The organism is Acidovorax sp. ACV02 (genome assembly GCF_014851475.1).
Classification (GTDB): domain Bacteria; phylum Pseudomonadota; class Gammaproteobacteria; order Burkholderiales; family Burkholderiaceae_C; genus Acidovorax; species Acidovorax delafieldii.
This window is the reverse complement of record NZ_JACUZU010000005.1, coordinates 335171-350460: the sequence shown is the minus strand read 5'-3', so window position 1 is coordinate 350460 and position 15290 is coordinate 335171. Positions and strand designations below refer to the sequence as shown.

At 65.7% G+C, this 15290-nt stretch carries 13 protein-coding genes; 4 read left to right on the top strand and 9 right to left on the bottom strand.

Annotated elements, in window-relative coordinates; translation table 11 throughout:
* Positions 1-21: 21 nt before the first annotated feature.
* Positions 22-1032, bottom strand: a complete 1011-nt coding sequence (locus tag IB236_RS14465) for a zinc-dependent alcohol dehydrogenase family protein (RefSeq protein WP_192421259.1) — start codon at positions 1030-1032, stop codon at positions 22-24.
* Between the two features lie 109 nt (positions 1033-1141).
* Here IB236_RS14465 and IB236_RS14460 point away from each other — a divergent pair, with 109 nt between their 5' ends.
* Positions 1142-2017 carry a LysR family transcriptional regulator gene (locus tag IB236_RS14460; RefSeq protein WP_192421258.1) on the top strand — a complete coding sequence of 292 codons (876 nt, stop codon included), beginning with the start codon at positions 1142-1144 and terminating at the stop codon, positions 2015-2017.
* Between the two features lie 42 nt (positions 2018-2059).
* Here the strand turns inward: IB236_RS14460 and IB236_RS14455 are convergent, their stop codons facing one another.
* On the bottom strand, positions 2060-3016 hold the full coding sequence (locus IB236_RS14455) for a LysR family transcriptional regulator (protein WP_192421257.1): 957 nt from the start codon (positions 3014-3016) through the stop codon (positions 2060-2062).
* Positions 3017-3190: 174 nt separating this feature from the next.
* Between IB236_RS14455 and IB236_RS14450 the strand changes: the two genes are divergently transcribed.
* Positions 3191-4831 carry an argininosuccinate lyase gene (locus tag IB236_RS14450; protein WP_192421256.1) on the top strand — a complete coding sequence of 547 codons (1641 nt, stop codon included), beginning with the start codon at positions 3191-3193 and terminating at the stop codon, positions 4829-4831.
* A gap of 58 nt (positions 4832-4889) precedes the next feature.
* On the opposite strand, the gene IB236_RS14445 is transcribed toward IB236_RS14450, so the two are convergent.
* The 7 genes from IB236_RS14445 to IB236_RS14415 all read right to left on the bottom strand — a co-directional run bounded on the left by IB236_RS14445 (position 4890) and on the right by IB236_RS14415 (position 12598).
* Entirely contained in the window at positions 4890-5858 is a 969-nt protein-coding gene (locus IB236_RS14445; protein ID WP_146869635.1) for a CysB family HTH-type transcriptional regulator, read from the bottom strand.
* Positions 5859-6050: 192 nt separating this feature from the next.
* Positions 6051-7409, bottom strand: a complete 1359-nt coding sequence (locus IB236_RS14440) for a sulfatase (protein ID WP_192421255.1) — start codon at positions 7407-7409, stop codon at positions 6051-6053.
* Positions 7406-8500 (bottom strand): ABC transporter substrate-binding protein, encoded by a 1095-nt coding sequence (locus IB236_RS14435; RefSeq protein WP_192421254.1) that lies wholly within the window; start codon positions 8498-8500, stop codon positions 7406-7408. Before IB236_RS14435 ends, IB236_RS14440 begins: the two co-directional genes overlap by 4 nt.
* Positions 8501-8536: 36 nt before the next feature.
* A complete protein-coding gene (locus IB236_RS14430) occupies positions 8537-9370 on the bottom strand; it encodes an ABC transporter ATP-binding protein (protein ID WP_116749602.1) in 834 nt (277 codons plus the stop codon).
* A 142-nt stretch (positions 9371-9512) separates the two neighbouring features.
* Positions 9513-10316, bottom strand: coding sequence for an ABC transporter permease (locus IB236_RS14425; RefSeq protein WP_192421253.1), 804 nt, complete (start codon positions 10314-10316; stop codon positions 9513-9515).
* A 13-nt stretch (positions 10317-10329) separates the two neighbouring features.
* A complete protein-coding gene (locus IB236_RS14420) occupies positions 10330-11202 on the bottom strand; it encodes an ABC transporter permease (RefSeq protein ID WP_192421252.1) in 873 nt (290 codons plus the stop codon).
* Between the two features lie 289 nt (positions 11203-11491).
* Positions 11492-12598, bottom strand: coding sequence for an ABC transporter substrate-binding protein (locus IB236_RS14415; protein WP_192421251.1), 1107 nt, complete (start codon positions 12596-12598; stop codon positions 11492-11494).
* A gap of 303 nt (positions 12599-12901) precedes the next feature.
* Here IB236_RS14415 and IB236_RS14410 point away from each other — a divergent pair, with 303 nt between their 5' ends.
* Positions 12902-13759: a TauD/TfdA family dioxygenase gene (locus IB236_RS14410; protein WP_192421250.1), complete on the top strand. Its 858-nt coding sequence runs from the start codon at positions 12902-12904 to the stop codon at positions 13757-13759.
* A 139-nt stretch (positions 13760-13898) separates the two neighbouring features.
* Positions 13899-15263 (top strand): LLM class flavin-dependent oxidoreductase, encoded by a 1365-nt coding sequence (locus IB236_RS14405; protein WP_108497575.1) that lies wholly within the window; start codon positions 13899-13901, stop codon positions 15261-15263.
* Positions 15264-15290 lie beyond the last annotated feature (27 nt).

The following is a 15290-nucleotide window of genomic DNA, read 5'->3' as shown; positions in this document are numbered from 1 at the left end:
CCAAAGGTTGACCCGGCTGGCTCATGGCAGCACGCTCACCACCACCTTGCCAAGGGCGCGGCCGCTGGCGACCAGGGCGTGCGCCGCTTCGGCGGTGTCCAGCGTGAAGCTGGTGGGGTCGATCAATGGCTCTAGTTGCCCCGCTTCCGCGAGCAAGGTGGCCTGTTCCATGATCTCGCCGTGGTGTTCACGGAACTCACCCGTGAGGATGGGAAGCAGCGTGAACACGCCAGAGAAAGTGGCACCCCGGAACGACAGCGACGCCAGCTTGTGGGTGCCCCAGCCCAGCGAAGTCACCACGTGGCCCGAGTAGCGGCGGACCGCCACAAACGACGCATCCAGCACTGGCCCACCCACGGTGTCGTAAACGATATCGAAGCCCCGGCCGTCGGTAAACGCGTGGACATAGGCCTCGACCAAGGTTGTTTCATGGTCAATCGGCGTGGCGCCCAGGGACCGGATGTAATCGGCCTGCGCCGCCGTGCCCGTGGCGAACACTTCGGCACCCCGCGCGCGCGCCAGCTGCACCGCCACATGGCCCACGCCCCCGGCGCCACCATGCACCAGCACCTTGTGCCCGCTGCGCACGTTGGCACGGTCCACCAGTCCTTCCCAGGCGGTGATGAAGACCAGCGGCAAGGCCGCTGCCTGGCGCATGGTCAACCGGCCCGGCTTGTGGGCCAACAGGCGTGCATCCACCACCGCGTATTGCGCCAGGCTGCCTTGCAGCCCGCCAATGCCGCCGGTAAAGCCATACACCGCATCCCCCACCTTGAAGCGAGAGACGCCCTGCCCCACCTCCTCCACCACGCCAGCGAGGTCCATTCCCAAAACGGCCGGCAGTGGTTGCTGGGCGTGCTCGGCGGCGCCCGCGCGGATCTTGGTGTCCAGCGGGTTCACGCCGCTGGCGTGGATGCGGACCAGCACCTGGCCCGCCGCGGGCTGGGGCCGGGGCAGCATGGTGGGGGTCAGTGCGCCGTGGGGGGATGCGAGCACCAGGGCCTGCATGGTGGGGACGGGAGAGGTGGACATGGCGTTTTCCTTCGCGGGGTTGAACAGTGCCGCCAGTTTTCATCTTTCGCTTTTGAATGAAAAGCCACAAGATTGAAACCTTGTCATTCACTTTTGTATGATCCAGCCAATGAACTGGGATGACGTACAGGTGTTCTTGGCCATTGCCCGGCACGGCACGCTGGGTGCGGCAGGCCGCGCCCTCCAACAAAGCCAGCCCACCATGGGCCGCAGGCTGAAGGCGCTGGAGCTTTCTCTGGGCCACACCCTGTTCCAGCGGACCTCCGAGGGTTTCGTCTTGACCGACGAAGGAGCCGCCGTGCAGCGCCACGCCGAGGGCATGGAAGCACAGGCGCTGTCGTTCTCCCGCCAACTGGACGGCGCAGACCAGCAGCTGGAAGGCGCGCTGCGGGTATCGACCTCTGACTGGTTTGGACTGCATGTGCTGGCGCCGCTGTGCGCCGCGTTCACCAACCACCACCCCCGCGTCAGCATCGAACTCCTGACCGATGCGCGCCTCTTCAGCCTGGCGCGCCGCGAGGCGGACCTGGTGGCGCGCATCGTTCCTTTTGACGAGCCCGACGTCATACAGCGGCGGCTGATGCATGTGCCCTACGCGCTGTACATGCAGCGGGGCGCAGACATGCCCACAGACGGTGCTGACGCCCGCCTCATCACCATGGACCTGGGCTTCAGCGAGATGCCGGACGCGGCCTGGTTGCGCGAGGCCTTTCCTTCGGCGCGCATCGCGTTTCGCAGCAACAACCGGCACGTGCAGGCCGTGGCCTGCGCATCGGGCGCGGGCCTGGCCGTACTGCCTTGCCCGTTGGGTGACTCACACCCCGGCCTGCAAAGGGTGGAGGTCGCCCCAGCGCCGCCAGGGCGCGATGTGTGGCTGGGTTACCACCGGGACCTGCGCCGGGTGCCCCGGCTGCGCGCGCTGGTGGAAATGCTGATGCAAGCGCTGGGCCCTTCTCAGGGCGATGCAGGCGACCAGGGCGGCTGACAAAACGCTGGGAGCGCCGTCGCAGCGCTTGGCTGATGGCGGTCAGCGACCCGGCCCCGCCCCAACGGCCAGCACATGCTCGATGAAGCTGTGACACGGGTGGCTCTGGTGCGCCAGCACATCTGCCTTGACCAAGATGCCCAGCGGCCCCACCGCCTGTGACTTCCACGGCAACACCGCCAGCTCTCCACGCTGAACCAGCGGCCGCAGCAGGCTGGCGGGCGCGCACATCAGCATGTCGCTGTCGGCCAGCATGGCGTATGCAATCTCGGTCGAACGGCTCGACACGCGGCACAGCTCAGGCACACCACCCAGTTCATCGAAGAGGCTCTCCACCTGCTGGGGTCCCAGCCCGGTCAGGGGTGGGGCCAGCCAGCGCTGGGCCAGCAGCTCTGCGGCCGTGACGGTGGCCTGCCGGGTCAGAGGATGCTCCGGACGACAGGCCACCACAAACCCATCCTGCAGCGCGGCGCAAAACGCGAACCCTTGCGGCAGCGGGGTCGGTTCGCGGCAGATGGCCAGGTCCAGGGTCCCCTCCTGGATGCTCTCCAGCAAGTTGTCGATCGTGACCTCGTGGACATCGATGGCCGCATCCGGATGTGCGGCAACGTAGGTCGGGATGGCCATCGTGAGCAGGCCGTTGATGCCCGCCGCAATGCTGCCAATGCGGATCAGCGCAGACGCTGCGCCCTGCTGCAACAGCGCGGCATTGCCTGCGGCGGCCTGGAGCGGAACCAGCGATGCGCGCAACAGCGGCAGGACCGCCTCTCCCAGGCGGGTCAAGCGCATGCCCTTGGAGTGCCGCTCGAACAGAGGGCCGCCCAGAGAGCTTTCCAGCTCGACCAGCGCATGGGTCGCGGCGGGCTGGCTCAGGCCAATGGAGGAAGCCGCCCGGTGCAGGCTTTGCAGGTCGGCGATCGCAATGGCCAGCTGCAGGTGCTTGAGGCGCACCCGCCCCAGGATGCGGTTGAACAGGACGGAAGGCGTCAAATCCGGCATGACTTATTCAAAAAATGAATTCACTTGAAAAAGAAGCATTGGCCTTGCGGAGCCTGCTGTGGAACGATCGCGCGCTGGCAAGGGGCAAACCCACGCCAGATGCATTCAATTAACGAATCTTATTCCCGCACCAGCCCGCCGCTGGATGCGAGAGATCTCAGGAGACAAACCACCATGCCATCACCTCAGCGCCAGCCCCTGCGCACGATCACCTTGCGCCCCACCCACTTCCTGCTCGCCCCGGTCGTGGGCGCACTCCTGGCCATGGGCCAGGCACAGGCCGCAGACACCCTGGACACCGCCTGCAAGACCACCGCCGAATGCCAGGCACAGGTCGCCAAGATCCAGGGGCTGGTCAAGGGGGACGCCACCAGCGCCTTGTCCAAGTCGCAGGACACCTTCTACTGGTTTGGCCGCATCAACATGGCATCGACCGTGGTCAACGTGGAGCAAGGCATCATCCCCAAAGCCCAGGCGGGCCGCATTGCGAGGGGCGTGGAGTTGTCGATCACGCAGGCGACGGCCCCGGGCGGCAAGCGCCCCACCGATGTGCTGCAGGTCGAGAAGATCATCACGGACGCCGTGGGTCCAGAGGCCACGCTGATCCACACCGGGCGCAGTCGCCAGGACATCCACTCCACCCTGAACGCTGCGCAGTTGCGCCTGGAGATGCTGGACTTTGCCGATGCCCTGGACCAGGTGCGCGCACGGCTCATCACCATCGCACAGGCGCACACCGCCACCTATGTGCCCGCCTACACCAATGGCGTGCAGGCCATGCCCATCAGCTATGGGCACTACCTCATGGCGTTTGCCGATTCGTTCGCCCGCGACTCGGCCCGCATCCGCGAGGCCTATGCCCGCATCAACCTCAGCCCCATGGGCACGGCGGTGCTGGCCAACTCCAGCTGGGGCATCAACCGGGAGCGCCTGGCGCAACTGCTGGGGTTTGACGGGCTCATCGTCAACTCGCTGGATGCCGGGCAGATCAGCACGTATGACATCCCGATCGAGGCCACGTCCATCGCCAGCTCCACCGCCATCCGCGTGGGCGCTTTCATGCAGGATGTGCACACCCAGTACCACCAGACCCGGCCATGGCTGCTGCTGGCCAGCTCCAAGACCTACACCAGCAGCGCCATGCCGCAAAAGGCGAACCCGGGCATCATCCAGAACACCCGCGCCAAGGCCAGCGATGTGGTGGCGTCGGCCCAGGCATCGCTGTGGCGCGCCCATAACGTAACGCCCGGCATGATCGACTACAAGAACACCTGGAGCCCCGGCAGCGCCAAGACCTTTGTCCAGGGCGTGGAGATGCTGCAGCAGCTGGCCGATGTGCTGGACTCGCTGCGCATCGACCCGGCCCGCGCGCTGGACGAACTGGAATCCGAATGGACCACGTCGATGGAGCTGGCCGAAACCCTGCAGCGCACCCATGCCATTCCGTTCCGGGTGGGCCACCACTTTGCGTCGGACGTGGTGGTGTATGCCAAGGAACGCAACATCCGGCCCAAGGACTTCCCGTACGCCGAAGCCGTGCGCATCTACCGCGAAGCGGGCAAAAAGTACGACATCAAGGACCAGCGCCTGCCCCTGACGGAAAAGGAATTCCGCCGCGCCCTGTCCCCCGCCGAGATGGTGCAGACCCGCACCGGCACAGGCGGCCCCCAGCCCCAGGAGGTCGCGCGCATGGTGGCCTCCGCCAAGGACACGTTGGCCAAGGACCGCGCCTGGTCGGGTGAAGCCCGGCAGCGCCTGCTGGCCGCCGAGGCGGCGCTGAACGCGGCGTTTGAGGGCGTGAAGTCATTGCCCTGAACGGGGGATGCCCGGGGGCGGGCCTGAGGAGAACAAGAAACCGGCGGCGTCGCCTGCGTCATTCCAGCCTGCGCCCGTCGGCGTCATCCACCACGCCATCGCCGCCTTGCTGCACCGCTTTTTCGACCGCTTCGCGCGTGAGCGTCGGCACAAAGCTTTCAATGAACCGGTAGGCATACCCGCGCAGCCAGGCACCTCGCCGCAGACCCAGGCGGGTGAGATTGACCTCGAACAGATGGCCCGCGTCGATGAGCCGCAGGTGGCGGTCGCGCTCTTCATCGACCGCGATGGACGCGACGATGCCCACGCCCATGTCCAGCTCCACATAGGTCTTGATCACGTCAGCGTCCATGGCGGTGAGCACGATGTCGGGCGCAATGCCTTCGCGCGCAAAGGCCTCGTCGATGTGCGCACGGCCGGTGTAGCCCAGCTCGTAGGTGATGATGGGATATTGCGCCAATTGCTCCAGCGTCACCGGGCCGGGCAGGTCGAGCAGGCGGTGGCCCGGGGGCACCACGATGCTGTGCGTCCAGCGGTAGCACGGCAGGGTGACGAGGGCATCGTAGCCGGCCAGCGCCTCGGTGGCCACGCCGATGTCGGCCTCGCCGGACAACAGCATCTCTGCCACCTGGCGGGGCGAGCCCTGGTGCAGGTGCAGCGACACCTGCGGGAACAACGCCCGAAAGTCGCGCACCACCTGGGGCAGCGCATAACGCGCCTGCGAGTGCGTGGCCGCCACCGACAGACGCCCCTGCGCGCTGTCGCTGAAGTCCTGGCCGGCACGCCTGAGGTTGTCGGCCTCCAGCAGTAGGCGCTCGACTGTGGGCAACAGCACTTCGCCAGGCGGTGTCAGGCCCGTGAGACGCTTGCCCGCCCGCACAAAAATCTCCACGCCCAGCTCTTCCTCCAGCTCGCGGATCTGGCGGCTCACCCCGGGCTGCGAGGTGTGCAGGATGTGTGCCACTTCGGTCAGGTTGAAGCCCCGCCGCACGGTTTCGCGCACAGAGCGCAGTTGCTGAAAGTTCATGGATAAAAGCCGGTCTCACAATGTCGATGTGACTGCCACCGCGCGGGGACCGTGTTGGCGACGGCCCCATGCGTTCCGTAGCCAGACAGCCCGTAGCGCAGGGGTCTGTAAATACTATGTTTTTGATAGCATCAAGCGCATATTCCACTAGCGCATCAGTCACTTTTATTTGGTTTTTTGCCCGTGCGGGCCTTACATGCCCCGCTGGGACAGGTCGGGCACATAGCGGTCGGCCTGGATGTCGGGCGACAGCCCGTGGGTGATGACCTCGTCGGTGATGGGCAGGAACTGCGCATTCCACTGCTCCCACGCCGTGCGCAGGCGTTCAAACACTTCGGGGTGCTTGTGGCGCAGGTTGGCGCGCTCCAGCGTGTCGTCTTCCACGTCGAACAAAAACTCGTTGTCGTTGATGCGCAGGTACTTGAAGCGGCCCTCGCGCACGGCGCGCTGGCGCTGCGACTTGTAACGCCAGAACAGCGTGCGCGGGTGCGCAGGCGCATCGCCCTCCAGCACGGGCAGGATGCTCTCGCCGTCGGGCGGGTAGTCGGCATGGGGCGCCACGCCCGCAGCGGCCAGCAGCGTGGGCAGCCAGTCCATGGTGGCGGTGACCTGGTCGCTCACCTGCGGTGCAATACGCGCAGGCCAGCGCAGCAGCGTGGGCACGCGGATGCCGCCTTCGAGCAGCTCGGTCTTCTGGCCGGTGAAGGGCCAGGTCTTGGAAAAGCGCTCGCCGCCGTTGTCGCTGGTGAAGACGACGATGGTGTTGTCGGCCAGGCCTTGTGCCTTGAGTGCATCCAGCACCTGGCCCACCGCCTTGTCGAGCGAGCGCACCATGCGCGCATAGGTGGCCAGGTTGCCGCCGTCGTAGTGAAAGAGGTCTTTCAGGCCCAGCGAGATTTCTTCGTCCTCCGGCCCCACCCAGGGCCAGTGGGGCGCGGTGAAGTGCAGCGACAGAAAGAACGGCTTGGCCGCGCTGCGCTCGCCGATCCAGCGCGTGGCCTCATCGGCCAGCAGCTGGGTGTAGTAGCCCACGCGCTCCACCGGCACCTCGCCTTCGTACAAATCGCGCGCCACGGCATCGCCCACGCCGGGCTTGTGCGTGAAGTAGTCGATGGCACCGCCATAGTTGCCAAAGAAGCGGTCGTAGCCACTCTTGAGCGGGCCGAAGGTGGGCAGGCTGCCCAGGTGCCACTTGCCAATCAGCGCCGTGTCATAGCCCGCATCGCGCAGCAACGATGGCAGCGTGGGGTGCTCGGGCGGCAGGCCGTGCACATGGGCCTTGCGCACCAAGGGTTCCTCCAGCCCGCCGCGCAGGCGGTACTGGTAGCGCCCGGTGATGAGCGCAAACCGCGTGGCCGAGCACACAGCCGAGTTGGCATAGGCCTGGGTAAAGCGCACGCCCTCGCCCGCCAGCGCGTCGAGGTGCGGCGTGGTGAAGTCGGCCTGGCCGTACACGCTCAGGTCGGCCCAGCCCAGGTCGTCGGCCAGGATAAAGACGATGTTGGGCGCTTGGGTGGAAGCGGAGGCGGCCACATTGGTGGTGATGCTCATGCAGCCCCCTTGGCCTTGCCGGCGGCATCGGTCTCGCGCCACTGCTTGTCGAGCTTGAGGTCCTTGACGGCCTGCTGCACGAAGGCGGGCTGGAACCAGGCCTTCACGTCAAACGTCTGGCGGATCAGCCCCAGCTTGACGCCGTCGTCCAGCACGCCCTGGTAACCGGCGATGAAGCCCTCGTCGAGCAGCGGCGAATATCGGGCGTTCAGGTTGTCGCCCGCCAGTTCTTCGCGGAACGACAGCTCGGGGTTGCCGCTGTTGTCGGCGTACAGCTTGATGAGCGCCTCGCGGTTGCCCTCTTGCGAAGACCAGTGGGCGGCGCGCACCAGCTGGGTCACCAGGCGCTGCGTGAGCTGCGGGTTCTGTGCAGCGAAATCCTCGGTGGCCAGGATGCCGGAGTTGATGGTGTAGTCCGGCCCACGGCCCTTGGTGCTCAGCGCAATCTGCGCGCCCTGGGCCTTGAGCAGGAACAGGTCCGAGCCGCCGAACGTGGCGTCGATCTGCCCGGCCACCACGGCGGCCTTGGACGTAGGCCAGTCCATGTTGATGAGCTTCACGTCCTTTTCGGTCAGGCCCGCCGTGGCCAGCAGGTTGTCGAAGGTGCGCTGGTAGGCGGTGCCCTTGAGCACCGTGACCTTCTTGCCCTTGAGGTCGGCCACGGTCTTGATGCTCACGCCCGGCGCCGTGGCCAGATAGCTGTTGCTGCCCCGGCCCGTGGCCGCAATGAAGCGGGTGGGCAGACCGCGCGCGCGGCCAATGACGGCGGCCAGGTCGCCGAGCGAGACGATGTCGAGCTGCTTGGCCGACAGCGCCTCGTGCACGGCCGGTCCTGCGCCGCGAAAGAAGTTCCACTCGATCTTGATGCCGTCCTTGGCAAATTCATCTTCCAGCCACTTGTTGGCCTGCAGCACCGCAAACACACTGCCGCCTGGCGAGGGCTTGCCGGCCGTACCCAGGTCGGGCGAGCCGATGCGGATGACCTTGGCGGGCGACTGGGCGCGCAGCACCATGGGGGCAGCCAATGCGGCAGCGCCAGCCACCAGCAGAGAACGGCGTGTGGAGAAAGCGAGGGGGTTTTGTTGTGTCATGGGAATCTCGGGGATCTGTAAAAGGGGAACAAACAATCAAACGGCAAATTGCCACTGCGCGGCAGGCGCCAGCTGCTCGCCGCGCTTGAGCGGCGGCTCGGCCAGGTCGGCCGCCGGGTGGCCGGAGAACTCGCGCAGCACGCTGTCCTTGATGGCGGTGAACGCGTGGGAGGTGCGCTCGCGCGGATGGGGCAGCCCCACCGGCACGGTGCGGCGGATGCGGCCGGGGCGCGGCTCCATCACCACCACGCGGTCGCCCAGGTACACGGCCTCTTCCACGTCATGGGTCACCAGGATCATGGTGATGCCCTCCTGCTGCCATATGCGGTGCAGCTCCTGCTGCAGGTGGGCACGGGTCATGGCGTCGAGTGCGCCAAAGGGTTCGTCCAGCAGCAGGATGTCGGGCCGGTTGACCAGCGCCCGCGCAATGGCCACGCGCTGCGACATGCCGCCAGAGAGCTGGTGCGGATAGGCAGTCTCAAAACCTTGCAGGCCCACCAGCGCAATGTGCTCGCGCACGGTGGCGCGCTGCTGGCCTTCGGTCAGGCTGGAGTTGAGCAGGCCCAGCGCCACGTTCTTCTCGACCGTGAGCCAGGGGAACAAGCGGTGCTCCTGGAACACGATCCCCCGGTTGAGGCTGGTGCCCACAATGCGCTGGCCGTTGAGCAGGATCTCGCCCTGGTAATCGCCCTCCAGGCCAATCACCAGCCGCAGCAGCGTGGACTTGCCGCAGCCGCTCGAGCCCACGATGCTCACGAACTCGCCGGGCTCGATGGTGAGGTGGATGTCCTGCAGCACGGGCAGGGCTTCGCCCTTGACCTCGTACTGCTTGTTCAGGCCGCGAATGGCCAGGGTACCGGCGTGTGCCATGGTGTGTTCCTTTTCAAATGACGTTGTTCTCAGCAATGGCCCGCAACTGGCGCGGCCCAGGCCAGTGCCCCCGGGGAGCTGGCTTTGCCAGGCCCCTGGGGGCGTCCCCCTGAGGGGGATGGCGCGCAGCGCCTCAGGGGGCTCAATACCTTGCGATCGTGCGATCACGCCAGGCCAGCAGGCGCTTTTCCAGTGCGGCCAGCAGCGCGTTCAGTACAAAGCCCACCAGGCCCACCACCACCACGCCAAACAGCACCAGGTCCATCCAGAAATGCTCGCGCCCATCGATCAGCGTGTTGCCAATGCCCTTGCCCGAGGCCAGCAGGTATTCGGCCCCCAGCGTGGCCAGCCAGCTGTAGATGAGCGAGAGCTGGATACCGGTGAACAGTGAGGGCGCGGCAGCAGGCGCCACCACACGGCGCAGCGTTTGCCACACGCTGAACTCGTACACGCGGGCCACCTCCAGGTACTCACGCGGCACGCTGCGCAGGCCCTCCAGCGTGTTGAGCACCACCGGAAAGAACGCCGCCATGGCCACAAACGCTACCTTGGCGGTATCGCCCAGGCCAAACCACATCGACAGCATCGGAATCCACGCAAACAGCGAGATCTGCTTGAGCGTGTGGAACGTGGGCCCCACCAGCCGCTCGGCCCAGCGCGACCAGCCCAGCAGCGCACCCACCGCCAGCCCGATGCCGGAGCCAATGCCGAACCCCCAGGCCATGCGCCACAGGCTGGCCGACAAGGCCACCCACAGTTCGCCGCTGACAACCTGGCCCACACCGCGATGCCATACGGCCAATGGCGATACCAGCAGGGGCGAATCGGACGCCCCCGAAGCCACCACCGCCCACCACACGGCCAGGATCAGCACGGGCAGCACCCAGCCCCGCAGGCGTGCGGGCACTTTTTGGAACACGTTGCGTTGCACGTTCACAGAAGACATTGGCACACCCCGTTCACAAACCCGGCTTGCGCCAGCGCAGCAGCCAGGCCTCGGACACGGCCAGCAGCTTGTCGATCACAAACCCCACGATGCCCACGGCCAGCACGGCGGCCAGCACCACGTCCAGCTGAAAGAGCTGGCGGCCATAGACGATGAGGAACCCAATGCCCTCCGATGACGCCAGCAGCTCCACCACCACCAGCGCCAGCCAGGCATGCGTGAGGCCATAGCGCACGCCGTTCCAGATGGGCGCCGTAGCCGCCGGAAACACCACCTTGCGCAGCATCTGCCAGCGGGTGAAGCCATACACACGCGCCACCTCCACCAGCCGGTTGGGCACGTTCTGAATGCCCTGGCAGGTGTTGATGGCCACCGGCACCAGGGCCGCCTTGGCGATCAGCAGAAACTTGAGCCCCTCGTCAATGCCCACCACCAGGATCAGCAGCGGCAGCCAGCCGATCACCGGCACCTGGCTGAAGGCCTTGAACAATGGGAAGAAATAGTCACGGAATGTCGGCGACAGGCCCATGGCACCACCCAGCACCAGGCCCAGCGACAGGCCAATGCCAAAGCCCGCAAACACGCGGACCATGCTGATGCGCAGGTGGTCCCACAACTCGCCGCTGGCCAGCAGCTCGCCAAACACCTTGAACACGGCGGCGGGCGGCGGCAGCACCTGCTCGGGCACCCAGCCCCACAGGGCGGAGAGCTGCCACAGCGCCAGTACGGCCAGCGGAAAGGGCCAGGCCCAAAGCGAACGCCTCGCCCAAGTCCAGGCAGCGTTTTGCCTTACCGCTGCGGGGCGGCGCGTGGGGGCATCCGGCAGCGCGTCCAGCGGGCTCACGGGGCTGCCTGGCCCGGCCGCGTTCAATGCGGGTATCGCCATCTTTTGCATTTCCTTTGTGGGTGGTGGAGCTGCTACCACCTGGGGTGAGCGCAGCGCCATCGATAACAACCAAAAGAAATGTAAAAGACGTTTGTTATAAAAATAAATGGTTAATACTCATATGCAATGACAAAGATGTTTGCGGCATGAGCAGCGACGCCTGCGTTATGAGGTTGCCTCGGCGCAGGCACAAAAAACCCGCCGCGCACAAGGTGCGGGCGGGTTGCAACGAGCGGTGGTGAGCGGCTTTTCCGGGCTTGGACACCGTGGTTCGGATTGGAGACCTGCATCAAGGGGCGGCGACCAGATCCCCGTTGGCGCCATACACGGGCCAGTAGCTCTCCAGCTTCAGCTCCTTGAGAGCAGCGTTCAGATAGCGGCGGTCAAACCAGCTATCGATCTCTGGCTTCTTGCGGATGAGTTTGAGCTTGTGGGCCTCGTCAGCCGCGTCCTTGTAGCGCGCCACCAGAAATGGGTCGAGCAGTGGCGACAGGCGCACGCGCAGCGGCTGGCCAATAAAGTCTTCGCGCCACACCTTCTCGGCGTACTCGGCCTTGCCCCACTGTGCAAACAGTTCGGCACGGCGGTTTTCGTCGGAATATTTATGGGCGTACAGCACCACCGTCTTGACCACGCGCTCCACCGCCCTGGGGTGGCGGGCGGCGAAGTCGTCGGTCACCAGCAGCGCCGTCTGGCGGGTGTACTTGTAGGAATCTTCTGCGGCCGACCACACCACCTTGGCCAGGCCCTGGTCACGCAGCTTGAAAAAACCCACATAGCCAAATGCGGCGTCGATGTCCTTGCTGACCAACGCCGCCTCAGCGCTGGGCAAATCCAGATTGAGCAGTTTCACATCGCGCTCGCTCAGACCCTTGTCGGCCAGCGCGCGCACGGCTGCCAGATGCAGGTTGGTGCCCTTGAATACGGCCACCTTGCGGCCCTTGAGGTCTTCCAGGCGGCGGATGTTGGAGTCGGGCGGCACCGCAAGGTAGAGCCCGCCGCGTACGCCACTGCCCAGAATGATCTTGGTCTTCACGTCACTGGCCCGGTGCACGATAGAGGGCAGGTCGCCCTGCCACGCAAAGTCCAGTTGCTTGTTGACCAGTGCCTCATTGACGGCCGGGCCTGCGCCCTTGAAGAAGGTCCATTGCACCTTCACGCCGTCCTTCTTGAACTCTTCTTCCAGCCCGCCATCGGTGTAGGCCAGCGCGGCCGAGGTGCCCCCATGGCGCACCGGGTCGCTGCCCACACCGCCGGTGGCGATGCCGATGCGGATCACCTTCAGGGGATCTTGCGCCTGTGCGGCTGCGCTACCCGCCCACAGGCCCAGGGCCATCGCTGCGCTGGCTGCCGTGGCAGCCGCCCAGAGCGCTGTTTTCCATTGCGTTTTTTTCATCTGTTGACCCTTCGTGCCTGTTGTCTTGCCTGTTGTCTTGCCTGTTGTCTTGCCTGTCGTCGTGCCGGTGTGCGTGCGCAATGTGCTGCACACATCGCCAATCACTCTAGGCAAGCCCTGCGCGTGGGCCAACGACCAAAAACAGATATCCAAATTTGCGAATGGCAGGCCCACGCGCGCCAGTGCAAGGCACAGTTTTCCGACTATGCATATGCAAACTGCTTCGTTGATGCGCTCACTGCGCGCTGTCCCAATCGTGTGGGAGTTCTCTTTCATCACCCCACCGTTTCAGAAAGTAGCGCCATGTCCAAGATCAACGATTTGCACCCCAATTTCACCCGCTTTGCGGTAGAGCCCTACACCCCCACCATCGGGGCAGTCATCCACGAGCTGGACCTGCGCCAGCCCCTGGACGCCGCCACGCAGGCCGAACTGCGCCAGGCACTGGCCGTGCACGAGGTGCTGTTCTTCCGCGACCAGCACATCACGCCGCAGCAGCAGGTGGACTTCACCCGCAGCTTTGGCAATGTGGCCGAGGTGAAGGCGTTCTTCCCCCGGCTCGAGAGCCACCCCGAGATCGAGATCGTGGAGAGCACGGCCGAGCGCCCCAAGGCGTCCAACCAATGGCATGCGGACATCACCTGGCGCGAGCAACCGCCGCTGGGCACCAGCCTCTATGCACAGGTGATCCCGGCCAGCGGCGGCGACACGCTGTGGGCCAGCCTCACGGCCGCGTACGCCAGTCTGCCGCCCGCCTTCCAGGCTTACCTGGAAACGCTCACGGCCGTGCACACCTGGGAGATCAGTGGCTGGACGGAGTACCTGCTGCGCAAGGACGCCAGCGGCGAAGAACTGAAGGCCGCCCGCGCCAAGTACCCGCCCGTGGAGCACCCCGTGGTGCGCGTGCACCCCGTCACGGGCAAGAAGATCCTGTACGTGAACCCCACCTTCACCAGCCACATCAAGGGCCTGCACCGCACGCACAGCGATGCGCTGCTGACCCAGCTGTTTGCCCTGCCGCAGGTGGCCGAGTTCCAGGCCCGCCTGCGCTGGGCGCCGGGCACGCTGGCCGTGTGGGACAACCGTTCCACCCAGCACTACGCAGTGGGCGACTTCTTTCCGCAGCACCGCAAGCTGCATCGCATCACTATTACCGAGTAGCCCCCTGAGTCGCCTTCGGCGCCATCCCCCTTGGGGAGACGCCCCCCTGGCCTGGCAAAGCCGGTTCCACGGGTGCACTGGCCTGGGCCGCGCCAGTGTCGAAGGCCGCGAGCCATCTCCACAAGTTTTGGAATCTCACATGACCCAACCCGACACATCCAGAAAACTGCGCCTCGGCGCTTTCATCATGGCCACGGGCCACCACGTAGCCGCCTGGCGCCACCCGGGCTCACAGGTCGATTCGGGTGTCAACATCGATCACTACATCGAGGTCGCCAAAACAGCCGAACGTGGTCTGTTTGACCAGGTGTTCGTGGCCGACAGCCCCGGCGTGTGGCACAAGGGCGACCGCGAGTCCTTCAGCCGCCAGGGACGCATCTCGCACTTCGAGCCCGTGACGCTGTGGGCGGCGCTGTCGGTCGTCACCAAGCACATCGGCTTTGTGGCCACAGCCTCCACCACCTACGAAGACCCCTACCTGCTGGCGCGCAAGTTTGCGTCGCTGGACCACATCAGCAAGGGCCGGGCCGCCTGGAACGTGGTGACCACCAGCGCCGAAAACGTGCACGGCAACTTTGGCCTGGACACGCACCCGGACCCCGCCACGCGGTACGAGCGCGCCCACGAATTTGTGGACGTGGTCAAGGGGCTGTGGGACAGCTTTGACGACGACGCCCTGGTGCGCGACCAGGCAAGCGGCATCTACTTTGACCCCGACAAGCTGCACGCACTCAACCACGTGGGCAAACACCTCAAGGTGCAAGGGCCGCTTAACATCGAACGCTCGGTGCAAGGCCACCCAGTGATTGTGCAAGCCGGCTCTTCGGAAGACGGCAAGGAACTGGCCGCCGCGACGGCCGAGGCCATCTTCACCGCCTGGACCAGCCTGGCCGAGGCCCAGGCCTTCTACAAGGATGTGAAGGGTCGCATGGCCAAGTACGGCCGCAGTCCTGAAGAACTGCTGGTGCTTCCCGGCATCTCCCCCGTGATTGGCCGCACCGAGGCAGAAGCCCAGGCCAAGTGGGCCGAGCTGCAGGCCTTGATCCACCCCAGCGTGGGCCTGGCCACTCTCACACCCTTCTGGCCCGGAGAGGACCTGTCGAAGTGGAACCTTGACGCACCTCCGCCGTACATACCCGAGCCACCCAAGGGCATCAACAGCCGCGCCCACGTGGTGCTGGAGCTGGCCCGGCGAGAGAAGTACACCGTGCGTCAGCTGTACGAATACCTCGCCGGTGCACGCGGCCACTGGGTGGTGATCGGTACACCCGAGACCATTGCCGACCGCATGCAGGAATGGTTTGAGAACGGGGCGGCGGACGGCTTCAACGTGATGCCGCCTGTATTGCCCCAATCACTCAACGAGTTTGTGGACCTGGTGGTGCCTGAACTGCAGCGGCGCGGTCTGTTTCGCACCGCCTACGAAGGCACGACCCTGCGGGAAAACCTGGGCCTGGCACGGCCCGCGAGCCGGTACACAACACTGCTCGCGAAGGCGGCCTAGGCATCATGCATGGCGATCCCAATGACA